Annotated in this window: 19 protein-coding genes and 2 pseudogenes; 18 read left to right on the top strand and 3 right to left on the bottom strand. The window is 64.6% G+C overall.

Annotation, left to right across the window (positions count from 1 at the left end; genetic code table 11):
* Positions 1-22 precede the first annotated feature (22 nt).
* From BME24068_RS09490 to BME24068_RS09475, 4 genes are all read left to right on the top strand, one after another.
* Complete coding sequence (locus BME24068_RS09490) at positions 23-529, top strand: acetone carboxylase subunit gamma (protein WP_096501402.1); 507 nt, start codon at positions 23-25, stop codon at positions 527-529.
* A 347-nt stretch (positions 530-876) separates the two neighbouring features.
* Positions 877-2928 (top strand): sigma-54-dependent Fis family transcriptional regulator, encoded by a 2052-nt coding sequence (locus BME24068_RS09485; RefSeq protein ID WP_239007786.1) that lies wholly within the window; start codon positions 877-879, stop codon positions 2926-2928.
* A 329-nt stretch (positions 2929-3257) separates the two neighbouring features.
* Positions 3258-4139: a KPN_02809 family neutral zinc metallopeptidase gene (ypfJ, locus tag BME24068_RS09480; RefSeq protein ID WP_174925892.1), complete on the top strand. Its 882-nt coding sequence runs from the start codon at positions 3258-3260 to the stop codon at positions 4137-4139.
* A 293-nt stretch (positions 4140-4432) separates the two neighbouring features.
* Positions 4433-5164, top strand: coding sequence for a helix-turn-helix transcriptional regulator (locus tag BME24068_RS09475; protein ID WP_174925891.1), 732 nt, complete (start codon positions 4433-4435; stop codon positions 5162-5164).
* A gap of 266 nt (positions 5165-5430) precedes the next feature.
* Here BME24068_RS09475 and BME24068_RS09470 read toward each other — a convergent pair.
* Positions 5431-6578 (bottom strand): annotated as a pseudogene (locus BME24068_RS09470) (IS3 family transposase).
* A gap of 466 nt (positions 6579-7044) precedes the next feature.
* On the opposite strand from BME24068_RS09470, the gene BME24068_RS09465 reads away from it, so the two are divergent.
* From BME24068_RS09465 to BME24068_RS09450, 4 genes are all read left to right on the top strand, one after another.
* Positions 7045-7572 carry a DUF1543 domain-containing protein gene (locus BME24068_RS09465; RefSeq protein ID WP_174925890.1) on the top strand — a complete coding sequence of 176 codons (528 nt, stop codon included), beginning with the start codon at positions 7045-7047 and terminating at the stop codon, positions 7570-7572.
* Positions 7573-7871: 299 nt separating this feature from the next.
* Positions 7872-8405 (top strand): flavin reductase family protein, encoded by a 534-nt coding sequence (locus BME24068_RS09460; protein ID WP_174925889.1) that lies wholly within the window; start codon positions 7872-7874, stop codon positions 8403-8405.
* A gap of 278 nt (positions 8406-8683) precedes the next feature.
* Positions 8684-9577: a LysR family transcriptional regulator gene (locus BME24068_RS09455; RefSeq protein ID WP_174925888.1), complete on the top strand. Its 894-nt coding sequence runs from the start codon at positions 8684-8686 to the stop codon at positions 9575-9577.
* A 245-nt stretch (positions 9578-9822) separates the two neighbouring features.
* Entirely contained in the window at positions 9823-10596 is a 774-nt protein-coding gene (locus tag BME24068_RS09450; RefSeq protein ID WP_174925887.1) for an ABC transporter substrate-binding protein, read from the top strand.
* Positions 10597-10601: 5 nt separating this feature from the next.
* Here the strand turns inward: BME24068_RS09450 and BME24068_RS35500 are convergent.
* Positions 10602-10780 (bottom strand): annotated as a pseudogene (locus BME24068_RS35500) (STM2901 family protein); the annotation flags it as partial.
* Positions 10781-11441: 661 nt separating this feature from the next.
* On the opposite strand from BME24068_RS35500, the gene BME24068_RS09445 reads away from it, so the two are divergent.
* From BME24068_RS09445 to BME24068_RS09405, 9 genes are all read left to right on the top strand, one after another.
* Positions 11442-12944, top strand: coding sequence for an aldehyde dehydrogenase family protein (locus BME24068_RS09445; protein WP_174925886.1), 1503 nt, complete (start codon positions 11442-11444; stop codon positions 12942-12944).
* 89 nt (positions 12945-13033) lie between these two features.
* On the top strand, positions 13034-14374 hold the full coding sequence (locus BME24068_RS09440; RefSeq protein ID WP_096501392.1) for an aspartate aminotransferase family protein: 1341 nt from the start codon (positions 13034-13036) through the stop codon (positions 14372-14374).
* 247 nt (positions 14375-14621) lie between these two features.
* Complete coding sequence (locus BME24068_RS09435; RefSeq protein ID WP_096501390.1) at positions 14622-16124, top strand: APC family permease; 1503 nt, start codon at positions 14622-14624, stop codon at positions 16122-16124.
* On the top strand, positions 16121-16711 hold the full coding sequence (locus BME24068_RS09430) for a DUF3156 family protein (RefSeq protein ID WP_096501388.1): 591 nt from the start codon (positions 16121-16123) through the stop codon (positions 16709-16711). The genes BME24068_RS09435 and BME24068_RS09430 overlap by 4 nt, the downstream gene beginning before the upstream one ends.
* A 69-nt stretch (positions 16712-16780) precedes the next feature.
* On the top strand, positions 16781-17719 hold the full coding sequence (locus BME24068_RS09425; RefSeq protein ID WP_096501538.1) for a helix-turn-helix domain-containing protein: 939 nt from the start codon (positions 16781-16783) through the stop codon (positions 17717-17719).
* A 167-nt stretch (positions 17720-17886) separates the two neighbouring features.
* A complete protein-coding gene (locus BME24068_RS09420) occupies positions 17887-19095 on the top strand; it encodes a porin (protein WP_174925885.1) in 1209 nt (402 codons plus the stop codon).
* Between the two features lie 402 nt (positions 19096-19497).
* Positions 19498-20736, top strand: a complete 1239-nt coding sequence (locus BME24068_RS09415) for an ABC transporter substrate-binding protein (RefSeq protein WP_174925884.1) — start codon at positions 19498-19500, stop codon at positions 20734-20736.
* A 34-nt stretch (positions 20737-20770) separates the two neighbouring features.
* Positions 20771-21640, top strand: coding sequence for a carbohydrate ABC transporter permease (locus BME24068_RS09410; protein WP_096501382.1), 870 nt, complete (start codon positions 20771-20773; stop codon positions 21638-21640).
* Positions 21610-22464 carry a carbohydrate ABC transporter permease gene (locus tag BME24068_RS09405; protein WP_096501380.1) on the top strand — a complete coding sequence of 285 codons (855 nt, stop codon included), beginning with the start codon at positions 21610-21612 and terminating at the stop codon, positions 22462-22464. The genes BME24068_RS09410 and BME24068_RS09405 overlap by 31 nt, the downstream gene beginning before the upstream one ends.
* Positions 22465-22473: 9 nt before the next feature.
* On the opposite strand, the gene BME24068_RS09400 is transcribed toward BME24068_RS09405, so the two are convergent.
* The gene (locus BME24068_RS09400) at positions 22474-23496 is read right to left on the bottom strand and encodes a LacI family DNA-binding transcriptional regulator (protein ID WP_174925883.1); all 1023 of its coding nucleotides are present in this window, start codon (positions 23494-23496) and stop codon (positions 22474-22476) included.
* A gap of 6 nt (positions 23497-23502) precedes the next feature.
* On the opposite strand from BME24068_RS09400, the gene BME24068_RS09395 reads away from it, so the two are divergent.
* Positions 23503-24423 (top strand): phosphatidylinositol-specific phospholipase C, encoded by a 921-nt coding sequence (locus BME24068_RS09395; protein ID WP_174925882.1) that lies wholly within the window; start codon positions 23503-23505, stop codon positions 24421-24423.
* The last annotated feature ends 375 nt before the right edge of the window (positions 24424-24798 follow it).

The following is a 24798-nucleotide window of genomic DNA, read 5'->3' as shown; positions in this document are numbered from 1 at the left end:
TCATCCACATGGAGAACCGAGGATGTCTACCTACACCAAGGAACAGATCAGGAACATGGTCGACGGCAAGCTCGACTGGGACACGACGTTGCGCATGCTGTCGATGCCGAAGGACGGCGAGCGCTTCCGGATGTATGTCGAGGCGCTGCAGCAGAAGCTCGGCTGGAAGGACCGCATCGTGTTGCCGCTCGGCCCGCACCTGTACATCGTGCAGCAATGGGCGACCAAGCACTGGGTCACGCAGTGCGACTGCGGCCACGTGTTCTGCGATTACCGCGAAAACTGGAAGCTGCACGCGAACGTCTTCGTGCGCGAATCCGACGAGGCGATGGACGAGGTCTATCCCCGCCTGATGGCGCCCGATACGCAATGGCAGGTCTATCGCGAATACTACTGTCCGACCTGCGCGGCGATGCACGACGTCGAGGCGCCCACGCCGTGGTACCCGGTCATTCACGACTTCGAACCCGACATCGATGCGTTCTACGCGGAATGGGTGCATCTGCCGGTTCCGGAGCGTGCGCAATGATCTGACAGGCGAGTCCGTTCGCAGGGCCCGGCATGCGCCGGCCCTGTCGGCCCGGCTCGCGCCAGGCGTTCGATTTCCGGCCGTTCGATTTTCGAACGGCCGGTTTCTTTTCGGTCGCCGGTTTCCGGCGGCGCACCGCGCCATATGACGGCCTGCGGGCCACCGCCGGCTGGCGCGCGCATTGCTTGCAGTGGCGTGTATCCGGACGGCCGCCCAAGCGCCGTAACGGAGTACGATAGTCCCCACGCCCACCGCCGGTTGCGGTCGGGCACCCCGCAAAGTCGACAAAAAGGGCCGCTACGACGGCCTTGCGGTTCGTGTCATGACGAAACCGCCAGGAGACAGACATGCAACAGAGAGGCACGCCGATGGACTGGTTTCCCAGTCCACACCACGACGCGAGCATCATGGCCGCATGGGAGCATCTGCTGACCGGCAGCGAATGGCGTTCGCCCGACGTACGCGGCGTGGTCGACGATTCGTGGCAGCGCTGTCTCGTCAGCCATGTCGATCCCGGCGTCGATCGCGCGCCGCCGCCGCTCGACGAAGACGGGCTCGTGCAGCGGCGCAGGTCGAACGGCCGCCTCGTCGACGCCAGCCTGCCGCTGATGCAGCAGACCCGGGATTTTCTGGCGCAGACGGGCACGGTGATGCTGCTGGCCGATCCGAGCGGAATGATCCTCCAGCACGAAGGCGACATGCGGATCGTCGAGCCGGCGCGCGAGGTCGGCCTCATTCCCGGCTGCGAGTGGACCGAGCTGAATTGCGGCACCAATGCGATCGGCACCGCGCTCGCGCTCCGGGAGCCGGTCCAGATCCATGGCGCGGAGCATTTCTGCGCGGGCATCAAGCGCTGGACCTGCTCGGCGACCGTCATCCAGGATCCCCGCGACGGGCACGTCCTGGGCGTGATCGACATTTCGGGGCTCGCGCAGACCTACAACCCTTACAGCCTTGCGCTCGCGGTATCGCTCGCGGGCCGGATCGAAAGCCGGCTCGCGAAGGAGGGCATGGCGCGCCGCCTGAGCCTGCTGGACCGCTGCGCGTCCCGCTTCGGCGCGTCGTCCGCCGATGCGGTGATCGTCGTCGACGAACGCGGCCGCCTCGTCAAGGCCAATGCGCAGGTCGTCGCGGTGCTGCGCCGGCTCGGATTCGACATCCGGTGCGATGCGGCGTTCGCGGTGCCGGAACTCGAGCGCTACGCGGACGACGGCCGGCTGCCGGCGAGCGCGCCGGCCTGGCTGTCGAGCAGCCACGTCGAAACCGTGCGCGACGGCGCGGACGTGCTGGGCTACATGATCGTGACGCCGGGTATCGCGAATCCTCGCGGCGCCGTGCCGATCGCGCGCGGACGGGAACGGCATGGCGGCGAGCCGCGCGGGTTCGAGCGCATCGTCGGCGATAGCGCCGCGCTGCGGGAGGCCGTGAATCGCGCGCGCCAGCTCGCGCCGTCCCGGGTGCCGGTGCTGCTGCTCGGCGACACCGGCGTCGGCAAGGAACTGTTCGCGCAGGGTATCCACCGGGCGAGCGATCGCGCCGACGCGCCGTTCGTCGCGCTCAACTGCGGCGGGTTGTCGAGAGACCTCCTCGCCAGCGAGTTGTTCGGCTACGCGGAAGGGGCCTTTACCGGCGCGCGCAAGTCCGGCGCCGCGGGCAAGATCGAAGCGGCCGACGGCGGCACGCTGTTTCTCGACGAGATCGGGGAAATGCCGCTCGACATCCAGCCGCATCTGCTGCGGGTGCTGGAGGAGAGCGAAATCTACCGCCTCGGCGAGAACACGCCGCGCAGGGTGAATTTCCGGCTGGTCGCGGCGACGCACCGCGATCTGAAGGATGCCGTCGCGAAAGGCCGGTTCCGGATGGATCTGTACTACCGGATCGCGGTCACGACCGTGTCGATTCCGAGCTTGCGCGAGCGCGGCGAGGATCTGCCGGCACTGATCGCGCATTGGCTCGGACATCTGTGCGAATCCTATGGACTGTCCCCGCGCGCGTTCGACGACGACGCGTACGAGCGGCTGCTGCGCTACGCGTGGCCCGGCAACGTGCGTGAACTGCGGAACGCGATCGAGGGGGCGCTGCTGCTGTCGGACTGCCCCGTGATCACGGCCGACAAGCTGCCTGCCGAGATCGGCATGGCGGCCTCGATCGATGTCGATGCGTATGCCGCGCGGCCCGTCGATGCGCTCGTGCCGGACCCCGGCGAGTCGTTGCGGAAGGCCGAGGCGGAATCCATCCGGCGCGCGCTCGCGCGTCATGCCGGCAATCTGACGAAGGCGGCGAGTCAGCTCGGCATCGCGAAGAGTACGCTCTACGAAAAGATCCGCAAGTATCGCTTGCTCGACGCGGTGAGCGACGTCCGCCGGAGTCGCGCGAAGTCGGTCGCGGCAGGCCGCTGACCGCTGACCGCGCGGATAAACCAGGTTCCTCGCCCGGATTTCCCGTCCTCCCGGGCCGCACGAATCGTCATTTTGCAAAGAATGACGATGTCGCCGGCCTGATTGCCCGCTCCATGCTTCATAATTTTTACGATAAGACGTCGGCGCCGGCAAAGCAGCGCGTGTGCCAGCCTGTCATCCGGGTGCCGCGTCCGTCATGTGTCGACAGGCCCGCGCGGTAGCGCGGGCCGACCGGGCCGCGCCGTGCGAGCGCGAGCCGGCGGACCGGAATCAATCGCCTGGCGGGGGCTGTCCCGTCGGCGCAACGACAAGAAAGGGAGGGGCCGGCAATGAGGCTGGACGACGAAAGAGAAAGCGTGAACGTGGAGGATCGCCGCGGCGGCGGCGGTTTCGTGGGCGGACGCGGCGCGACGATCGGCATCGGTACGATCGTGGTCGCGTTTGCCGCCTCGTATTTCTTCGGGATCGACCCGCGCGTGATTCTGGAGGGCGCGTCGGCGCTGCAAGGTGGGCAGCAGCAGGCGCAGCCCGCGCCCGCGCAGCGCCAGGGCGCGCCGGCGAACGATCCCGGCGCGGTGTTCACGCGCAAGGTGCTCGGCAATATCGAGCGCACGTGGACGAGCGTCTTCAATAGCCAGTTGCACGCGCAATACGAGCCGCCGAAGCTCGTGATGTTCACGAACTCGACGCCGACCGCGTGCGGCACCGGCCAGACCGCGATGGGGCCATTCTACTGTCCGGCCGACCGCAAGGTGTATATCGATCTCGGCTTCTACGACGAGCTGCGCAAGCGGTTCGGCGCGGGCGGCGATTTCGCGCAGGCCTATGTGATCGCGCACGAAGTCGGCCACCACGTGCAGAACCTGCTCGGCATTTCCGACAAGGTCGACGCCGCGCGCCGGCGTTCGAGCGAGGCGCGCTCGAACGCGCTGTCGGTGCGGATGGAACTGCAGGCCGACTGCTTCGCCGGCGTGTGGGCGAACAATGCGCAGCGCGCGAACCAGCAGCTCATGGAGCCGGGCGATTTCGAACAGGGGCTGAAGGCGGCCGCCGCGATCGGCGACGATCGGCTGCAGCAGCAAGGGCAGGGCTACGTCGTGCCGGAGAGCTTCACGCACGGCACCAGCGAGCAGCGCGTGTACTGGCTGCGGCGCGGAATGGAGTCGGGCGAGGTGAGCGCCTGCGATACGTTCGCCGCGAACGCGCACTGATGTAGCGCCGCGCCGGTGTTGCAAGCCGGCGCGCGCGTCTCGATCGAGGCCGGCCCGATCGTTCCGATCGGATGCCATCGGTGCATGCGACGGTTTGCGCCCCATTCGGCGTTCGTCGTCGATGGCGCGATGCCGCCGCGCGGTTTCCGCCGCAGATTCCCTCGTCGCGACACGGCAGGCGGCTTTTCCCTCCGCCGCCCGAAGCCGATTTGCCGATTTGCGCTCACCGGCGCATTTCGGCGCCGGTAGGCTGGCCCGAACTTCGACGCGTCCGGCCGCCCGCCGATTCCTCCATGCCGACCTCATCCGTTCCCGCCGATCACGAAGCCGCCGACTGGCAACGCGCACTGCGCGCGTGCGTCGACGCGTTCGACGCATTCGCGAGCCCGTCCGCGATCGTGTTCTATCGGCTCGACCAGAGCGGCGAGCCGGCCGATTTCGAGCTGTTCGGCATGCCGGAATCGATGCATCGCACCTACATCGCGCGCTACCGAATGCTCGATCCGCTGCATCCGTCGCGCTGCGCGGCGGGCGTTCGCGCGGTCGTGACGCTCGCCTCCCAATTGCCTGACGAAAGACGCGAGGCGTCCGCGTACTGGACCCGCTTTCTGCGGCGGCACGATGTGGCCGATGTCGTTGAAATCTGGCTGCGCGACGAAGCGGGGCGGACGGTCGGCGCGTTTTCGCTGCTGCGCTTCGGGAACGGCGATGCCCACGGCAGCAGCACGGCCGGACGGTTCGCGCCGGGCGAGATCGATGCGCTGGCGCGGCTGCAGCCGGTTGCCGAGGCCGCGCTGGGCCCGCTGCTGCGCGCGCGGCGCGGGATTCACCGGATCGGCTGCGAGGCGCGGCTGACCTACCGCGAGGAACAGATCGCGCGGCTCGTGCGCGACGGCTGTTCGAACAAGGAGATCGCGCGCGATCTCGCGCTCGGCCAGCCGACCATCAAGACCCATCTGATGCGCATGTATCGCAAGCTCGGCGTGTCGAATCGCACCGAGCTGGTCGGCGCGCTGTTCCTGTGATCAGGCGGATAACTTCGGTCCGGACATCGACCCTTTCGGGATCGCAGATTCATGAATACCAAATCGCTTCTGGCTAGGCTGTTCGTCTTGCCCGGTTTCTTCTCTTCGGCCTTTGCGCAGGCGGGCGACTGCGAGCGCGATGGGAGGCTCGACTTCCTTCTGGTATTCGAAAGCGAAGTGGCGCCGGTTCCTGCAGTTTCCGTCGGGCCGGGCCGACGGCAAGGAACTGGCCGACCGTCCGGTGTGCAGGTGACCTGCCCTCGGTTTTAGTCCGGACTGTAGTTAGAGTCCAAGGTTAAAAACTGCTGCTTTGCCTCGTGCGCCAAGGCGAACTGCACTGGCGTCAGATAGCCGAGTGAGCTATGAGGCCGCTCGGTGTTGTACTCGATACGCCATTCCTCAATCAGCCGCTTGGCGTGGCGCATTGAGACGAACCAGTGCTCGTTCAGACATTCGTAACGGCATCGCCCGTTGAAGCTCTCGATATAGGCATTCTCCACCGGCTTGCCAGGCCGAATGAACGACAGCGTGACACCGGTTTCGTAGGCCCATGCATCCAGCACCTTACCAGCGAACTCCGGCCCATTGTCGACCGTGATGGATGCGGGTAAGCCTCGCATCTCCTTGAGCCGCTCAAGCGCTTGCTGCACGCGTAGGCCCGGCAATGAAGTATCGACCTCGATGGCCAGGCACTCGCGCGTATAGTCGTCGACCACGTTCAGGCATCGAAACCGCCGACCATAGGCCAGTCCGTCAGAAACGAAGTCCATCGACCAGCTCTGATTCGGGCCTGTTGGTAACGGCAGCGGCGTGCGCTCGACAGCCGCAATACGCTTGTGTCGTCGCTTGCGCACGCTCAGCCCCGCCTTGCTGTACAGGCGCCAGATGCGCTTGTGGTTGGAAGCAGCCATCCCGCTGCAACAACACGTGAATCCGGCGATAGCCGTAACGGCGCTTCTGCGCGGCGATGGCCATCATCCGGCCAGTCAGCGCTTCGTCGTCAACTCGGCGGCGTGATTCGTAGTGGAACAGCGAGCGCGAAATCCCTACCAGCCCGCAGGCCCGGGTAACACCCATGGCGCGTTCGGTCATCAAGGTTCGGACCGCTTCGCGCTTGGCCCGCGGGCTTGCTACTTTCGGGCCAACAGGTCCTTCAGCGCGGCGTTGTCGAGCATTGATTCGGCCAACAGGCGCTTGAGCTTGTTGTTCTCCTGCTCCAGTTCCTTCAAACGCTGCGCTTCGGAGACCGTCATCCCGCCGAACTTCGCTTTCCAGTTGTAGTAGGTCGCTTCCGAGAATAAAACGTCGCGTCGCCGATCCCCATCTTGCGGCAGACCTCCGCGATCGGCGTGCCCAGCTCGGCCTGCTTCAACGCGTATGCGATCTGCTCATCGATGAACTTGCTCTTCTTCACGGCATGACCTTCTGATCTCGATTACAACGTCATGCCGGAATTTTCCACTTCCAAGTGGGACAGTTTTGTGGGCTAGGGTCACCACGTTGTGTTCTCGAAGTCGTCGCCGTTATCCGATCGTGCGTCGTTGTGGTAGTGCATGCCACCTGAATATATGAGAAATCTAAATAAAATTAATACGGGGCATCATATATATGATTTTGGTGCAAACCCTTATTCAAAAATTTAATTTTGCGACGCAAACTTGTATATACAAATTAAGGCATTCGGCGGTGAGATAGTTTGTGTGTGCGGGGTTCTATTTTTTATTTCTGAAGGATGGGTATGGCTCATCCGATTTTAATATCGATGTTTTTATGTCGTGAGGTGCTGCGTGGCTGAGTGCCTGTATTTATTGCTTTGATTTATATTTTCGCTGATTTATGTTTGCGCATTGGGAGCGCAAAATTATCAAGAGGGAGGGTATATGAAATTGTTTATGGTGTATGTTGGCGGAGCTTGCGCAAATTCAAATGTCGAATTGCACGATGTTCGTTTTACGATCGGTGAGTCGATCGAGGATTGTTATGACGATCTGCGCAAGCAATGGTGGGGCGATCCTAGCCGGTTGCATCTGGACTGCTGGGGAGAAGTAGAGCAAGCAGACGGTTACGAGGTGACGATTGCCGCGCAAGGAGCGCATGAGAGCCCAGGAACGCTGTTTCTTGTCAATCTCGGTGGATACGATCCCGAGCAATTCACCGAACTTCACCAGAACGTGTTCGTGATTGCTCCAGACTGGAAAACGGCGGCGCGACGAGCGCTTACGCTAGTTGGACATTGGAAACTCCCGCATCGCGATAACGTTTTCGAGGTTGAAAAAGTGATCAACGTCAGCGACACGGTCCGCGAGCGTGGCCAAGCGATCGTCATGACGAAGGCAACGAGTGAAAAGCCGTTTCGGTTTACTTGCGATTATCGACCTATCGGGGAACACCGCGACGAAATGATTTGATCGAATTGGTTTAAGCGTGATATGGATAGGTGTGCGTGCCCAGGAAGTTCGGGCGTGCCATGACAAAAACCAGCGGGAACTTGAATTTTGGGCGCAACATCAGATCGGGAAATTGATCGCGTCATCTACTTATGAATGAGTAAGTCAGTTTTTTGTGGGGCATTATTTCCCTGATCCGTATGGGCAACCGGTGGCGAACGCGCGCCTTCTCGCGGTAAGGGTAGCGTTCGCGCCAATGTTTCATTCACTACTACTTTTCCTGAATCATCCTATTTCTGTGATTAAGTTTGGAGTTATCAATGAGGGAAAATGACGCCGGTGCAGATCGCGAGATCGACGGAAGTATCAATGCCGGTCTCTTTAAATTAGGGATGCGTAGGCTCGCGGCCAGTGTATGTCTCATTACTGCCGGTAAAAGCGAAGAGGAGCGCGTCGGACTGACCGCTACTGCGGTTTGTTCTGTTTCAGCCGACCCTCCGACCGTTCTCTGCTGCGTGAACCGGTCAAGCGCGTCGTACGGCACCATATTGAAGACGGGAGCCTTTGCCGTGAATGTTCTGACCCTGGCGGATCAAGGGTTGGCGGACAGATTCTCGAGCGGCATTCCCGCAAAGGAGAAGTTCACGGGTGGGTCATGGATTCAAGGCCTGTCGCCGACCCTGGAAACTGCGTTTGTGAGCTTTGACTGTCGAATCGACAGTCACGTAGAAATCGGTACGCACGGGATCTTGTTTGGTCGAGTTGAGAGGCTTTCGCTTCTGACTGATGGAGGACAGTCGTTGCTGTATGCCCACGGCCGATATGGCTCTTTTGCTATCCCGAAAGCAACTTGACGCGGTGACGTGGCGAGAGAGGTGCGACCGTGTGTGGTAATCGGCTATTTTCGCTGACCGGAGAGCGGGGCGCGTTTGTCTGAGCGACTGCTCTGGTGGAGCGAGGCTGCTGAGCCAGATTTAGGGTGACGCAAGGTGAGTTCATCGATAGCACAGAGATCGAAAACTCGCTTGCTGTTTTTCGACAGCTGCCGTACGTTGGGAAATGGCGCGATATGAAGCGGCCGAAAATTATTTGTATGATTAATTCTGGTGGATAATGTAATCGCGGATTTCGCATGAAGACAATTGTTCCTCCACTCTCTCAATTGTTGGCTTTTGAGGCAGTTGCCCGAACGCTCAGTTTTACTGTTGCGGCGCAAGAGTTAAGCGTGACGCAAGGCGCGATTAGTCGGCAAATCAGTGATCTGGAAGAAAGTTTAGGGGTGCTTCTTTTTTATCGTACTACGCGTCGATTGGCAATCACATTGGATGGGGAGCGGTACGTGTCAATCGTTCGCTCCGCCTTACAAGATCTCACGGACGCGACTAAATCACTGAAGGAAGGAGGGGGGCAAGAGGTTCGTGTCGCGGTGGCAACGGCTTTTGCCATTCACTGGATTTATCCGCGATTCGCTTCATTGAAAAGTCAGCATCCGAATCTGAAGGTGCAGTTGCTTCATTATCTTGGCGAAGCGTCTGCGCTTGAGAACTGCGTGCAAGCACATTGCGCAATCTATCTTGGAAACGGATCGTGGGAAAAGCAGATGGCAGACTATCTGGGGGGCGATGACTTTGTTATTGCTTGCAGCCCGGAGTATTGGGTTTCCCGACTTGTCGATCCGAAACACCTGCCCCGATGTGATCTTTTGCACCATCAGTTTGTACAAGACATATGGATGCATGTTTTTCGTGCTCTAGATCTGAGTTACGAATTGCCATCAAATCGCGTTTGTCTAGAGAGCTTTGCATTGCTCGAACAGGCGGCGATTGCGGGGCAAGGGGTTGTGGCTGCTCCCGTGGAGGTGTTGACTCAGTCATTGAAAGCTGGGGTTCTTGTAAATGTGCTTGGTTATGAGATTAAGCTTCCGATAGGATATTACCTGATCTATAGCGAAAGTTTTCTGAGGCATTTGCCATTTTCAATATTTAGAAATTGGCTTTTGAGTATTCGGGCGAGTGCTGACTCATGATTGAGGTGGTTGGTGTGAGTGCAGGGGTGTGATGTGTATTTCGTTGATTAATTTATTTTCGGATTGCTGTTGATGTGATTGTGCGATGCCGGATAATTGAAAGTTGCCGAATGAGCAATATTATTTTAATCAGCCTGTTGCAATTTTCTGCCGAAAAGCTTCTTTGGGGTGATGACATGGTTTCATGTTTTAAGAAGATTATTTTTTTGTTCGCATTCTGATCGATTAATTTATAAGGGAATGTCATGAAGAAGCTGATATTGAGTCTTGCCCTCGCCTGTGCGACCCTCGGGGCATATGCCAATAATTGGTCGACTATTCGGTTCGGCACTGATCCCAACTATCCCCCGTTCGAGGTCAAAGGACCGGATGGAAAAGTTTCCGGGTTCGATGTTGATCTTGGTAACGAAATCTGTCGCCGTCTCAATGCGGCGTGCGTATGGGTTGAAAACAGCTTCGACGGCATGATCCCGGCCTTGCGTTCTCGCAAGTTCGACGGTGTGCTTTCGTCGATGACGATGACGCCAGCGCGGGCACAGGTTATTTCGTTTTCGGAAAAAATCTATAACACGCCGACACGGCTGGTTGTTAGAAAGGGTTCAGGCGTAATATCGGATGCAAATGGAGTCCGTAACAAGCGTATCGGCGTTGATCAAGGATCGATCCAGGAAGCGTTCGCGAAGGCCAATTGGGCGCCTGTCGGCGCGACTATTGTTCCATATCAAAACCAGGAACTCGTTTACCAAGATTTGATCTCGGGTCGGCTCGATGGCGCGCTAACCGACGCCGTGCAGGCGGAGATTGGCTTTCTCAAAAGGCCGCGCGGTGCAAACTTTCAGTTTGCGGATGGATATGTATCGGATCCGAAGACGCTTGGCGACGGTGCTGGTATCGGGTTGCGCAAGGAAGATACGGATCTGAAGGCAAAGATCGATAAAGCAATCTCCGATATGCGTAAGGACGGCACCTATGACAGGATCGCAAAGAAGTATTTTTCGTTTGACGTGTACGGGAAGTAACTGAGGCTAGCCCCAGCGACCTTGCCAGGGACTGGGACGTCACCCTGATCGAGCAGCATTGCTGACGCTGCGACCAGATCGTCTAGGTCGAGCTGCTTGCGGGTCTCGTCGAACGCTACCAGGCGAATACGTCGACAGGGCGCAGATTGTGCCTGATACCGTAGGTGTATCGGTTTTCACTCATTCGTTTTTTCTTCTGATCCAGCAAGGGCGCTGCTCTCCCAGCGAGTGTCCGCCTGCAAAGGCGGCACTTTATCGCATCGCCTGGAACAGCCCGGCCGGCAACGCTGACCGGTCCCAACTGTATATGATCAGTTCGCCGCGCGAGGTATCGCGGCCGCGCTTGCCGACTGTGTAGCTCAGGCTAGTTTCTTCCATCTCGAACCCATCGAATACGCGTCGGATGCCCGGTAAGCCATGCCAACTGTTGGTGTGCGATGCTCTTCATGCAGAAGGCAGCATGATGAAATGCTCGCGACCGATCCGCAGTCGGCGCTAGGAGTTCAAGCTGAAGACTGTATGGGGCGCGGCCACGGTCACGCTGTTGTCGCTCCTGCAACTCGAAGTGCTTCCCCTGTCCCAGTTCGCCAAATCCAGCCAACGGCCGACGGAATCCCTGATTTATCGCACCAATCTCCTTGAATTTTTCTCACTCCCCATCATCTCACGGTGGGAAGTCTGGTTGCACCCGTCACCCGCTCCGCGGGGTTCGAACTCGCCGCTACCCCAGCGCGCTCACGCGCTGCCAATTTGCGCTCACCCGGCGCGTTCCCCCGTCGATACAGTGGCCTGAAGCCCGCATGCCCGAGCGCATGCGGCCAGCCACGACAACTATCGAGACGCCCATGAGCAACACGAACTTCGTCGCCGTCAGCGACACCGTGCGCACTTTCGTCGCGCGCGACTTCGGCCTTTTCATCGACGGTGGCATGCAGCCCGCGCACTCGCCGGCCCGGCTCGACGTGTACGACCCGGCGACGGGCGAACGGCTCGCGACGGTCGCCGATGCCGACGCGCACGACGTCGACCGCGCGGTCGCCAGCGCGAAGCACGCATTCGATTCGCGCGTCTGGCGCGGGCTGCGTCCGGCCGACCGCGAGCGCATCCTGCTGAAGCTCGCCGACCTGATCGAAGCCGACGCCGAAACGCTCGCGCAGCTCGAAACGCTGAACCAGGGCAAGTCGATCCACGTGTCGCGCGCGGTCGAAGTGGGCGCGAGCGTCGAATACGTGCGCTACATGGCCGGCTGGGCGACCAAGATCACCGGCCAGACGCTCGACGTGTCGATTCCGTTTCCGCCCGGCGCGCGCTATACGGCCTATACGCGCAAGGAGCCGGTCGGCGTGGTCGCCGCGATCGCGCCGTGGAATTTCCCGCTGATGATCGCCGTGTGGAAGCTGATTCCCGCGCTCGCGGCCGGCTGCACGATCGTGCTGAAGCCGTCGCCGGAAACGCCGCTCACCGCGCTGCGCCTGGCCGAACTGGCCCGCGACGCCGGCGTGCCGCCGGGCGTGTTCAACGTCGTCACCGGCGGCCGCGCCTGCGGCGCCGCGCTGTCGGGCCACCCGTCGATCGCGAAGATCTCGTTTACCGGCTCGACCGCGACCGGCAAGCTGGTCGGCGCGGCGGCCGTGCAGAACATGACGCGCTTCTCGCTCGAGCTCGGCGGCAAGAACCCGATCGTGATGCTCGACGACGTCGACGTCGCGCAGGCGCTCGACGGCGTCGCCGCCGGCGCGTTCTTCAACCAGGGGCAGGTGTGCGCGGCCGCATCGCGCATCTACGTGCACCGCAGCAAGTTCGCGCAGCTCGCCGACGGCCTCGCGGGCGTCGCGCAGTCGATGAAGCTCGGCGCGGGCCTCGACACGACCGCGCAGATCAACCCGCTCGTCTCCGCGCACCATCGCGACAAGGTCGTCGAGCACATCGAAGGCGCGCGCCGCGCGGGCCTCACGTTCCTCGCGGGCGGCACGCCGGCCGACGACTTGCCCGGCTACTACGTGAAGCCGGCGGTGATCGCCGATCCGCATCCGGACAGCGCGATCGTGCACGACGAAGTGTTCGGCCCGGTGATCGTCGTCGTGCCGTTCGACGATGCGGCCGACGCGGTCCGTCTCGCGAACGCGTCGCCGTACGGCCTTGCGGCGAGCATCTGGAGCAACGACCTGAAACGCGTGATGAATCTCGTCCCGCAGATCGAGGCCGGCACCGTCTGGGTGAACTGCCATATCCCGCTCGATCCGTCGATGCCGTTCGGCGGCTACAAGCAATCGGGCATCGGCCGCGAGTTCGGCCAGTACGCGATCGAAGGCTTCACCGAAACCAAATCCGTCTGCATCGCGCACTGACGCGCGGCGCCCATTCCGAACACCTGAACACCCTCAAGACCTCGACCCGGAGCGATCGAGGTTCAAACGATCCGAAAGTGGAGACTGCAATGAGCTACAACGAAGCGAAGTTCTGGCACCCGATGCTGCACCCGAACGAAATGAAACAGCGCAAGCCGATCCGCATCGTGCGCGGCGACGGCTGCTACGTGTTCGACGAAGCGGGCAAGCAGCTCGTCGACGGCGTCGCGGGCCTGTGGAACGTGAACGTCGGGCACAACCGCCAGGAAGTGAAGGACGCGATCGTGCGCCAGCTCGACGAGCTCGAATACTTCCAGCTGTTCGACGGCATCTCGCATCCGCGCGCGGAAGAACTGTCGAAGAAGCTGATCGACATGATGGAGCCGGAAGGCATGCGCCGTGTGCTGTACAGCTCGGGCGGCTCCGATTCGATCGAGACCGCGCTGAAGATCGCGCGCCAGTACTGGAAGGTGCGCGGCCAGGCCGATCGCACGAAGTTCATCTCGCTGAAGCAGGGCTATCACGGCACGCACTTCGGCGGCGCGTCGGTGAACGGCAACACGGTGTTCCGCCGCAACTACGAGCCGAACCTGCCCGGCTGCTTCCACGTCGAGACGCCGTGGCTGTACCGCAACCCGTTCACGCAGGATCCGGAGGAACTCGGCCGCATCTGCGCGGAAATGCTCGAGCGCGAGATCCAGTTCCAGAGCCCCGACACGGTCGCCGCGTTCATCGCGGAACCGGTGCAGGGCGCGGGCGGCGTGATCGTGCCGCCGGCCAACTACTGGCCGCTCGTGCGCGAGGTGTGCGACCGCTACGGCGTGCTGCTGATCGCCGACGAAGTCGTGACCGGTTTCGGCCGCAGCGGCAGCCTGTTCGGCAGCCGCGGCTGGGGCGTGCGCCCGGACATCATGTGTCTCGCGAAGGGCATCTCGTCCGGCTACGTGCCGCTCGGCGCGACGGCCGTGAATGCGCGCATCGAGGACGCGTTCGCCGCGAACGCGGATTTCGGCGGCGCGATCATGCACGGCTACACGTACGCGGGGCACCCGGTCGCCTGCGCGGCCGCGATCGCGAGCCTCGACATCGTCGTGAAGGAAGACCTGCCGGCGAATGCGGCGAAGCAGGGCGCGTATCTGCTCGAAGCGCTGCAGTCGTTCCCGGAGCGCTTCGCGGCGGTCGGCGAGGTGCGCGGCAAGGGGCTGATGCTCGCGCTGGATCTCGTCGCGAACAAGACGACGCGCGAGCCGATCGATCCGCTGTCCGGCTACGCGAACGCGGTCGCGGAAGTCGCGCGCGAGCACGGCGTGCTGGTGCGTCCGGTCGGCACGAAGATCATCCTGTCGCCGCCGCTCGTGATCCAGCGCGAGCAGCTCGACCGGATCGTCGACGCGCTCGCGGCGGGCTTCGAGGCCGTGCCGTTCGCGTGAGCGCCTGACGGCACGCTCGCGTGACGACGAACCGGCGGCGGGCAGCGAGGCTGCCGCCGCCGGTTTGCCGATTTGGGCTATGACCGGATTATTTTGCCTGCGTATTTTTTCGACATCGGATCGAGTTTGAATGGACAGGGGCCGGGGTGCCGAAGCGCTGAAGCGCCGGCCCGGGCGCGACCGCGAAGCAACGAACCGGAGCGGGCGCCGAAGCGCCGCCGCCGGTCGACAAAGGAAGGAGACGACGATGTCCGGATGGTCTGGAGTGACCGGCGCCGCGGGCGATACGCCCGCCGGCACGCCGGTGGAGGCGGGCGGCGGCACGGTGCTGACGGCAGGCGCGGTCGGCTTTCCGACCGCGCTGGCGAGCGCCGTCGGCCTCATCATGGCGAGCCCGGTGATCCTCACCGCGACGTCGGGTTTCGGGATGGGCGGCTGGGCGTTCGCGGTCGCGATGATCATCGCGTTCGTGATGATGCAGGCGCAGGCGACCACCTTCTCCGAAGCCGCGGCGATGCTGCCGACGGCGGGCTCGGTTTACGATTACCTGTCGTGCGGGCTCGGCCGCTTCTGGGCGATCACCGGCACGATTTCCGCGTATTTCCTCGTGCACGTGTTCGCCGGCACGGCGGAGACGATCCTGAGCGGCATCATGGCGCTCGTGAACTTCGAGTCGCTGAACGCCGCGTTCGAGAAGCACAACAGCTCGTGGCTCGTCGGCGTCGGTCTCGTGGTCACGTTCGCGATCACCAACATCATCGGCATCAAGGTGTTCAGCAAGCTGGAGATCGTGCTGACGGCCGGCATGTGGCTGTCGCTGATGATCTTCGGGATCCTCGGGCTCGCGGCCGCGCCGGCCGTGCACCTCGACGGCTGGTTCGGCGGCTCGGAAGTCGGCACGTCGGTGTCGGCCGTGCTGTCGCTGGTCGGGATGGCGATGTTCATGTTCGTCGGCTGCGAGTTCGTCACGCCGCTCGCGCCGGAAATGAAGGCGCCGGGCCGCACGATTCCGCGCGCGATGGCGCTCGGCCTCGTCGGCGTCGCGATCTGCATGTTCCTGTACGGCGCGGCGATCCGCCGCCAGGTCGCGAACGTGCCGGTGAGCCCGGACGGCCTCACGCATCTGCTCGACACGCCGGGCGCAATCCCCGCGTTCGCGCTGCAGGTGCTGGGGCCGTTCGGGCGCGTATGGTTCGGCGTCGCATTCCTGTGCGCGGGCGCCGCGACCATCAACACGCTGATGGCCGGGCTGCCGCGCATCCTGTACGGGATGGCGATCGACGGCGCGCTGCCGCGCTGCTTCGGGTATCTGCATCCGCGCTTCAAGACGCCGGTGGTCGGCATCGTCGCGGCGGCGATCGTGCCGATCTTCCATGCGTGGCTGATCAACGGCAATCTCGACAGCATCCTGCACCTCGTGCTCGCCGCGACCTGCGCGTGGGGCACCGCATATCTGCTCGTCACCGCGTCGGTCGTGATGCTGCGCATCCGCCGCCCGGACCTGCCGCGCCCGTACCGCTCGCCGCTGTTCCCGCTGCCGCAGATCGTGTCGAGCGCCGGCATCGTGCTCGCGATCTGGTACATCACGCCGCCCGGCATGAACGCACGCGACATCTACGTGCCGTTCGGCGCGATGCTCGGGCTCACCGCGCTGTACGCGCTGTTCTGGACGGTCGTCGTGCAGCGCCGGCATCCGTTCAAGCCGGTGCCGGTGGAAGAAGTGCTGCGCAACGAGCATGTCGCATCGTGAGGGCCGCGCTCGCCCGCTGGCGCGCGGCGCCCGATACGCCGCCGCCCGGCCATCGGCCCGGTGCGATCGCCGCCCGCGTGCTCGCCGACCTGGGCGCCGCGCGCGATGCGCACGGCACGGCCGGCGACACGACGGCGCGGCTGCCGAACGGCGTGCGCGTGCGCGTCGACGAGCGGGTCGACCGGCAATTCCTGATGCATACGGTCAGCGTGGCGGTCGCGGTGGCCGCGCGCGGGCCGGCCGCCGAGGGCAGCGCCCGCGTGCTGCAGACCGGCTGGCTGCGGCGCACCGGCGTCGCGGCCGAACCCGCGCCGGGATGTGCCCCCGAATTCGTGCGGACGGTGGCCGCGCTCGTCGCGGAACCGTCGCTCGCCGACGCGCTGCGCCCGCTGCACCTGACCGACTGCACGATCGCCGCGCGCGACGGGCGCTGGACGCTCGCCATCGTGCCGTTCGGTGGCAGCGAAGTCGTGAACCGGATGCCGTCGTTTCGCCGCTACGTCCGGCTGACCGGCGAGCAGGCCGCCGCGCTGTCGGCGGCCTGTCTTGCATTCGAAACCGCACTACGCGGAATTTTGCGGGGGTAAGCTGTGACGTCGCGCGCCGTGCGAACCCGGCGGGCGCGATGAAGAGTCAGGGTTTTACCGGAGATGCCGATGCTGTTCCAGTCACGCTCACACGAAGACGTGCACGACCACGGGCTCGCGATCGCGGGCTGGCATCAGGTCTACCGCCAGATGACGCCGGGCCGGTTCAAGGGCACCGTCACCCAGGTGCTGTACGACGACTTCCATTTCTTCCGCGAGACGACCAACCGCCGCGTCGCGCAAACCGGCCTCGCGCCGGGCGGGCGCACGTCGCTCGCGGTGCCGCTGTCGGTGCCGCTCGCCGGCACGTTCCAGGGCCAGCCGATCGACGGCTATGCGCTGCTCGCACTGCGCGCCGGTGAAGATTTCGAATTCCATACGCCGGAAGGGATGGGGCTCGTCGGGATCAGCGCCGCATCCGACATGGTCGATGAGTTGTGCGAAGCGGAGTTCGGCGCGGCCGGCGCGCGCAAGCTGCGCCATGTCACGCGGCTGTCCGACGCGCAGGGCGTCGCGCTCGGCGCGCGGTTGTCGGCGCTGATCGACGACGCGCAGCGCAATCCGGCCTGCCTCGAATACGCGGCCACCCGCAAGATGTTCCGCGACGCGATGCTCGGCATGTTCCTCGATGCGCTCGACCAGGGCATCGGCGTCGAGCGGCGCGACATCACGCATGCCACTTACAGCGATATCGTCAGCCGCTGCGAGAAGCATCTGCGCGAGCGGCCCGAGGAGCCCGTCACCGTGCTCGAGCTGTGCCGCGCGCTGCGCTGCAGCCGCCGCACGCTGCAGACGAGCTTCCAGCGCGTCGCCGACGTCACGCCCGTCGGCTATCTGCGCACCATCCGGCTGAACGCGGTGCGGCGCCTGCTGCGCACGACGTCCGCGCAGCAGCTCGGCGTCGGCGAGGCCGCCGCGAGCTGGGGCTTCACGCATCTCGGTTATTTCGCCCGCGAGTATCGCGACCTGTTCGGCGAGTTGCCGTCGCAAACCTTGCGGCCCGAGTGATGTACGAACCGTCGCGACGGCGTCGTCGAGCGCCGTCGCGACCCGTCTGCTTCACCATTTGCTGATTTGGGATAGAGGTCCCGAATTTTCGCTGGATAGAGTCCTGTCACCCATATCGACAACTCCATCGGTCTGCACTGCGAATCGATGACAACAGAGGGCGGGACATGAAGATCGGACGACGACTGGCCGCGGCGGCGGCTACGCTGGGTTGCATGCACGCACACGCACAGACCGCCGGCAGCGTCACGCTGTACGGCACGGTGGACACCGGCATCATCTATTCGACGAACCAGCAGTTCACGCGCGCCGACGGCAGCACGAGCGGCGGGCATGCGTGGCAGATGGGCGGCGGCAACCTCGTGCCGTCGCGCTTCGGCTTCCAGGGTGACGAGCCGCTCGGCGGCGGCCTCAGCGCGGTGTTCTCGCTCGAGCAGCAGTTCCTGTCGGGGAACGGGCAGGCGCTGCAGGGCGGCACCGCGTTCAGCCGGCAGGCGTGGGTCGGGCTGCGCAAGGACACGATCGGCACGCTCGGCCTCGGCCGGCAATACGACTCGTACACCGACATGCTCGGCGCGTATGCATCGAGCAACAACTGGGCGACGCCGTACGGCTCGCATCTCGGCGACGTCGACAACCTGAATGCCGCGTTCAACTTCAACAACGCGGTGAAGTTCACCAGCGCCGACTTCAACGGCCTGACGGTCGGCGGCACGTTCAGCTTCGGCGGGCAGGCCGGCGACTTTTCCGCGAAGCGCGGCTATTCGGTCGCGGCGACCTACAACCGCGCGCCGGTCGCGTTCTCGGTCGGCTATCTCGACCTGCACCAGCCGCTCGACGCGGCGCTCGGCGGCGCGAGCGGCTATATCGGCGACTTCGCGTGCAGCAACCCCGGTGCGATGTACTGCCTGCTACAGGACGCCGGCTCGATGCGCGCGTTCGGCGCGGGCGGCTCGGTGACGCTCGGCGCGGCGACGCTCGCGCTGACCTACACGCACACGCGGCTCGGCGACAGCCGCTACTTCTCGACCGACGCGCAGCCGCGCACGCAGGCGTTCACGTTCGACATCGGCGAGCTGAACGTCACGTACATGTTCACGCCGGCGCTGCAGGGCGGCGTCGCATACATCTTCAACGCCGCGCATACCGACGGGCGCGGCACCACGCGTTTCCACCAGGTGAACATCGGCACGAACTACAGCCTGTCGAAGCGCACCGCGCTGTATGCGGTCGCGATCGGCCAGATCGCGAGCGGCACGGGGCTCGGCACCGATGCGGACGGCAACGCGGTGAACTACGCGCAGATTCCGGTGCTCGCGAACAGCAATTCGAGCCGCCAGCTCGCGGTGATGGCGGGCATTCGCGTGAACTTCTGACCGGGAACGGCGGGGCGGCGGCATGCCGGTCGCGTGTCGCCGTCGACGTCTCATGTACAGGGGGCGGCACCGGTCAATTGATGGAAAGCCATGCTTGAAAAAAATCGTCCGTATGCTTAACTGAACGGGCTGGATGGACAGAAACTGAATATGGCAGGCAATGGCGCGAAGGATCGGGGACGGTCTTTCCGCCATTTTCATCAGGAACCGGATCGTTGCGCCCGATGCGGTATCGGGCGCAAGGGACGCGTGCCTTGTGGCATCCGGCTTGCCGCTTGCCACAATACCTTCACGGTCTGCGTGAACAATGGCGACGCTTCAGGCGACCCGAAGTGTGGCCGGCGTTGCACACGTGTGCAACGCATGGCCGTTCCGCTACATCCGTCGATCGAGAGAGACCTCATGACCCTGCTGAGCCGCCTGCGCGCGCTGTCCGCCGCCGTTGCGCTGTCCTTCGCCGCCTCGCACGCCTTCGCGGCGGATCTCGTCATCGCTGGCCGCGACGACATCTACGGCAAGGGGCTGGCCGACGCCGTCGCCGGTTTCAACAAGCTGCATCCCGGCACCGACATCGAGCTGCTCAAGCTGCCGAACGCGAACCTGTACCAGAAGCTGAAGCTGTCGATGCGCGAAAGCACCGGCACCTACGACCTCGTGATGATGGACGACACGTGGGCGCCCGAATTCATCGGCAACGGCTGGCTGAAGCCGCTGCCGGCGTCGCTGGCGGACGCCGATCTCGTGCCGTCCACGGTCGCGCTCGGCCGCAACGCGGCGGGCGCGCTGTACGCGCTGCCGATCGTCGGCAACGTCGAGATGTTCGCGTACCGCAAGGACCTGCTCGCGAAATACAAGCTGCAGCCGCCGCGCAACTGGGACGACGTGCTGAAGATCGCGCAGACCGTCGGCGGGGCGGACAAGGGCATGTCGGGCGTGGTGTTCCGCGGCACGAAGGGCAACCCGATCGTGACCGGCTTCCTGCCGATCCTGTGGGCATACGGCGGCGACGTGTTCGACCGTGCCGGCAACGTGACGATCGACTCGCGCGAGTCGCAGGCCGCGCTGAAGACTTTCCTGGCGCTGAAGGCGTCCGCGCCGAAGGACGTCGACGTATACGGCGCGGCCGAAGTGCGCGATGCGCTGCAGCGCGGCACGGCCGCGCAATCGATCGAGGTGTGGCCTGCGTGGATTCCGGCGCTCGACGATCCGAAGCAGTCGCGCGTGGTCGGGCAGATCGCGCTGCAGCCGCCGCCCGGGCAGACCGCCGGCCCGGCGCCGATGCTCGGCATCTGGCAGATGGGCATCCCGAAGGACGCGCCGCACGCGAAGCTCGCGCAGGACTTCCTCGCGTACCTGACCGCGCGCGATACGCAAACGCGCCTGGCCGGCATCGGCATTCCGCCGACGCGCCGCAGCGTGTTTGCCGATCCTGCGCTGGTCCGCCAGTACCGCTGGTATCCCGATCAGTTGAAGGCGCTCGAGGCCGGCCGTGCGCGGCCGCGCGTGAAGGACTGGCAGCAGGTCGAGAGCATTCTCGGCGACCAGCTGCAGCTCGCGCTGACCGGGCAGGCCGCGCCCGACGCCGCGCTGCGTCAGGCGCAACAGAAGATCACGCAGGCGATGGCCGCGGCCGGCAAGTGACGGCCCGCCGTCACGCATCGTCCGGAATCCGCGCATGAAATCGCTCGGCCGCGGCCTGCCGTTCGTCGCATTGCTCGGCCCCGCGCTGCTGGTGCTGGCCGCGCTCGCGCTGTATCCGGTCGCGCAGGTGCTGATCGATTCGTTCTGCCGGGTCGACTATGCGGCCGGTCATCGTGCGTTTGCCGGGCTCGCGAACTATCGCGCGGTGCTCGGCGACGACGCGTTCACGGCCGGCTTCGGCAACACGCTGCGCTTCACGATCGTCGCGTCGCTCGTCGAGGTCGCGCTCGGCTTCGGCCTCGCGCTGCTGTTCGTGCGCGCATTCCCGGGGCGGCGCATCGCGCTGCCGCTCGCGATCCTGCCGATGATGCTGTCCACGCTCGTGTGCTCGGCGATCTGGCGCAACTGGCTGAACTTCGACGGCTTCCTGAACGCGCTGCTGGCGACCTTCGGCATCGAAGGCGTGCGCTGGCTGTCCGATCCGCATCTCGCGCTGTGGTCGCTCGCGCTCGTCGACGTGTGGCAGTGGGCGCCGATGGCGTTCCTGATCGTGCTCGCCGGGCTGCAGTCGATCCCGCAGGAGCTGTACGAAGCCGCGCGCACCGACGGCGCGAGCGAGTGGCAGTGCCTGCGCGACATCACGTTGCCGCTCGCGGCGCCGCAGATCGGCCTCGCGATGCTGCTGCGTTCGATCGACACCTTCAAGCTGTTCGACAAGGTCTATGCGCTGACGGGCGGCGGCCCCGGCAACGCGACGCAGACGCTGTCGACCTATATCTACGACACGGGCTTCCGCTTCTTCAACGTCGGGCCGGCGAGCGCCGCGTCGGTGCTGATGCTCGCGGCGTCCGCGCTGCTGGTTTCGGGATACGTATGGCAGACGGTTCGCAAGCGGCGCGCATGACGGGCGCCGCATTCGGTCGCACGGTGCCGTGGGCGCTGCGCGTCGTCGCGCTCGCGCTGTTGCTGCTGCCGTGCCTGTGGATGGCCGGCGCGGCCTTCATGCCGACGCTCGAACGCCTCGATCATCCGCTGCGGCTCTGGCCGGCCGCGCCGACGTTCGAGCATTTCGCGTCGGTGTGGTCGAACGGCATCGGCGCGCCGCTCGCCAATTCGCTGCTGGTCGGGTTTGGCACGACGCTGCTCGCGCTGGCGCTCGCGTTTCCGGCCGCGTATGCGCTCGTGCGGCTGCGCTTTCCGGCGCGGCTCGACCTGCTGTTCCTGATGCTCGTGCTGGCATTGAAGCTGATGCCGCCGATCACGATCGCGGTGCCGCTGTTCGCGCTCGCGAAGCGGCTGCATCTGCTCGATTCGACGTTCGGCCTGATGCTCGCCTACCAGATCTACGCGCTCCCGATGGCGATCTGGATGCTGCTCGCATTCGTGCGCGACGTGCCGGTCGAATATGAAGAGGCCGCGTGCATCGACGGCGCGGGGCTCGCCCGGCGGCTCGTGCAGATCGTGCTGCCGCTGTGCGCGCCGGGGCTGATCGCGACCGCGATCTTCGTGTTCATCGCCGCATGGAACGAGTTCCTGATCGCGCTGCTGTTCGTGTCGACGCCGAGCCGCTTCACGCTGCCGCTCGCGATTGCCGGCTACGTGACGGAGAACGGCATCGACTGGGGCGACCTGATGAGCGCGGGGCTGCTGGCGTCGCTGCCGACGCTCGCGGTGGCCGGCTACGTGCAGCGCTACCTGTTGCGCGGATTCGCGGGCGGACTCAAGTGATGCGGCGCGTCATGCGCAGCTATGCCGCACCACGTGCGTAACCGGCACCACGCGCGTGCGCGACGCGCCGTCGAACGTCTGGATCCGCTCGGCGAGCATGTCGACGGCCGCGTGCGCGAGGCCCTGCGTGTCCTGGCGCAGCGTCGTGAGGCGGTACGCGTCGTATTCGGCGGCGGGAATGTCGTCGAAGCCGATCACGCGCAGGTCGTCGGGCACGCGCAAGCCGAAGGCGTTGCGCGCGGCGTCGATCACGCCGAGCGCGAGCAGGTCGGACGAGCAGAACACGCCGTCCGGGCGGTCGCCGGACGCGAACAGTTGCCGTGCGGCATCGAGCCCGCATGCGTGGGTGTCGGATTGCGTGTCGAGCACGCGCACGAGCGTTGCATCGAACGCGTCGCCTTGCTTCAGCGCGTGTGCGAACGCTTGCGCGCGCGAGCGTGCGCTGTAGCTCGCCGTGCGCGGCCCGACGAACGCGAGCCGGCGCGCGCCGGCCCGCACCAGCCGCTGCGCGGCGTGGGCCGCGCCCGCCGCGTTGTCGCTGACCACGACATCCGCGCCCGGCAGGTTCGCCGCGCGGTTGATCATCACGACGGGAATCCGGTGTTCCAGATACTGCCGCGCGACCGACAGCGGCGGCGACGCGGACGTCATCACGAGCCCCGCGATCCGGTAGCTCAGCAGCCGTTCGAGCGATTGCCGGACCTGGCGCGGATCTTCCGCATTGGTCACGAGCGGCGTGAACGCGCGCTGCCCGAGCGCGGCCATCAGGTCCGACAGCAGCCGCGCGCGGAACGGATTCTCGAAGCCGGCCGTCACGACGCCGATCATGCTGCTGCGCTGCGTGATCATGTCGCGTGCGATCAGGTTGACCTGGTAGCCCAGCGCACGCGCGGCCACCATCACGCGTTCGCGCGTTTCAGGGGCGATGCTCGCCGTCGGCGAGAATGCGCGCGACACCGCGGAGCGCGACACGCCGGCCCGCACCGCGACATCCGACGCGGTCACCCACGTTTTTCTTTCCTTGTCCGTCATCGACTCATGATTCCTTCGCGACACGAAGCACACACGCCGCTGGCCGACTGGATGTCGGCGCTCGACGACACGCGGCCGCTGCATACGCTGACCCTACCGGGCAGCCATGACACCTGTGCGTATACCGTCGACGATACGCTCGTGCGCACCCAGCGTGCGCCGCTCGCCGCGCAGCTCGAGCACGGCGTGCGGCTGCTCGACATCCGCTGCCGGCACCGGCGCGATACGTTCGACATCCACCACGGCGGGATCGCGCTCGGGATGACGTTCGACGACGTGCTTGCAGACTGTACGCGCTTTCTCGATGCGCATCCGCGCGAATGCATCGTGATGTCGGTGAAGGACGAGTGGCCCGCGCACGCGTGCACGCGCAGCTTCGATGCGACGTTCGACGCGCATCGTGCACGGCATCCGCGGCTGCGCTGGCATGCGGGCGGCGCGCTGCCGGCGCTCGGCGACGTGCGCGGCGCGGTGGTGTTGCTGCGGCGGTTTCGCAGCAGCCGGCCGCTCGGCATCGATTTGACCGCGTGGCCCGACAACGCGACGTTCGCGATCGATCATCCCGATGCGGCGTTCGTGATCCAGGATGAATACCGGGTGCCGGTGGCCGGGTCGATTGCGTACAAGTGGCGGGTGATCGATGCGCTGCTGAGCGCCATGCCGTCGCCGCCCAGCGGCCGCTGGGCGATCAATTTCTGCAGCGGCACGGGGATGGGCGCGAATCCGTCGGTGGTCGCGCACGGCGACGGCAGGGTGGAGGGGATTCACGCGCGGCTCGCCGAACGGTTGCGCGAGCAGCCCGGGCCGTGCGGCGCGATGCTGCTCGATTTCTGCGATGACGATGACTGGGCGCTGGTGCGGGCATTGGTGGGGTGTAATGAGCATGCGCCGGGGGCGGGCGGCTGGCGCAGACCGACGGGGTGCTAGTGCAAGGGCAGGTCAAGCATGGCGCCAATACCGGCTCGCTGTTCGTCACGTCGACTGCTTCCTGACGCAGCGGAGCGACGTCACGCTCGTGCGCGGACAGTCTCGTACGCATCACGAAGCCGTTTGACGCCTTCTTTCATGTTCGCGACAGGCGGCGCTGCGAACGAAAGATGCAGTGTCCTTGTGTCGGGATCATCCGCGCGAAACCCCGCGCCCGGTACGAAAGTCACCTTGTGCGCGATGGATGCCTTCAGCAGTTCAGCCGCTGTGAGATCGCCGTTGAGTTTCGCCCGGATGCGACGCCTCGAGAGGCCATGAGGCGAATGATCTCCTGTTTCATTTTGGCGATCCCTTCCGTACCGCCGTACCGCAGGC

Source organism: Burkholderia anthina, assembly GCF_902498995.1.
In the GTDB taxonomy this organism is placed as follows: Bacteria; Pseudomonadota; Gammaproteobacteria; order Burkholderiales; family Burkholderiaceae; genus Burkholderia; species Burkholderia anthina.
This window is presented reverse-complemented; position numbering and strand designations above follow the sequence as displayed.

Excerpts from the sequence above, each read along its gene's own strand:
- BME24068_RS09420 (WP_174925885.1), top strand. The coding sequence starts at position 17,887 with ATGAAGATCGGACGACGACTGGCCGCGGCGGCGGCTACGCTGGGTTGC.
- BME24068_RS09400 (WP_174925883.1), bottom strand. The coding sequence starts at position 23,496 with ATGACGGACAAGGAAAGAAAAACGTGGGTGACCGCGTCGGATGTCGCG.
- BME24068_RS09465 (WP_174925890.1), top strand. The coding sequence starts at position 7,045 with ATGAAATTGTTTATGGTGTATGTTGGCGGAGCTTGCGCAAATTCAAAT.
- BME24068_RS09460 (WP_174925889.1), top strand. The coding sequence starts at position 7,872 with ATGAGGGAAAATGACGCCGGTGCAGATCGCGAGATCGACGGAAGTATC.
- BME24068_RS09445 (WP_174925886.1), top strand. The coding sequence starts at position 11,442 with ATGAGCAACACGAACTTCGTCGCCGTCAGCGACACCGTGCGCACTTTC.
- BME24068_RS09415 (WP_174925884.1), top strand. The coding sequence starts at position 19,498 with ATGACCCTGCTGAGCCGCCTGCGCGCGCTGTCCGCCGCCGTTGCGCTG.
- BME24068_RS09395 (WP_174925882.1), top strand. The coding sequence starts at position 23,503 with ATGATTCCTTCGCGACACGAAGCACACACGCCGCTGGCCGACTGGATG.
- BME24068_RS09440 (WP_096501392.1), top strand. The coding sequence starts at position 13,034 with ATGAGCTACAACGAAGCGAAGTTCTGGCACCCGATGCTGCACCCGAAC.
- BME24068_RS09425 (WP_096501538.1), top strand. The coding sequence starts at position 16,781 with ATGCTGTTCCAGTCACGCTCACACGAAGACGTGCACGACCACGGGCTC.
- BME24068_RS09450 (WP_174925887.1), top strand. The coding sequence starts at position 9,823 with ATGAAGAAGCTGATATTGAGTCTTGCCCTCGCCTGTGCGACCCTCGGG.
- BME24068_RS09485 (WP_239007786.1), top strand. The coding sequence starts at position 877 with ATGCAACAGAGAGGCACGCCGATGGACTGGTTTCCCAGTCCACACCAC.
- BME24068_RS09410 (WP_096501382.1), top strand. The coding sequence starts at position 20,771 with ATGAAATCGCTCGGCCGCGGCCTGCCGTTCGTCGCATTGCTCGGCCCC.
- BME24068_RS09490 (WP_096501402.1), top strand. The coding sequence starts at position 23 with ATGTCTACCTACACCAAGGAACAGATCAGGAACATGGTCGACGGCAAG.
- ypfJ (WP_174925892.1), top strand. The coding sequence starts at position 3,258 with ATGAGGCTGGACGACGAAAGAGAAAGCGTGAACGTGGAGGATCGCCGC.
- BME24068_RS09455 (WP_174925888.1), top strand. The coding sequence starts at position 8,684 with ATGAAGACAATTGTTCCTCCACTCTCTCAATTGTTGGCTTTTGAGGCA.
- BME24068_RS09435 (WP_096501390.1), top strand. The coding sequence starts at position 14,622 with ATGTCCGGATGGTCTGGAGTGACCGGCGCCGCGGGCGATACGCCCGCC.
- BME24068_RS09405 (WP_096501380.1), top strand. The coding sequence starts at position 21,610 with ATGGCAGACGGTTCGCAAGCGGCGCGCATGACGGGCGCCGCATTCGGT.
- BME24068_RS09475 (WP_174925891.1), top strand. The coding sequence starts at position 4,433 with ATGCCGACCTCATCCGTTCCCGCCGATCACGAAGCCGCCGACTGGCAA.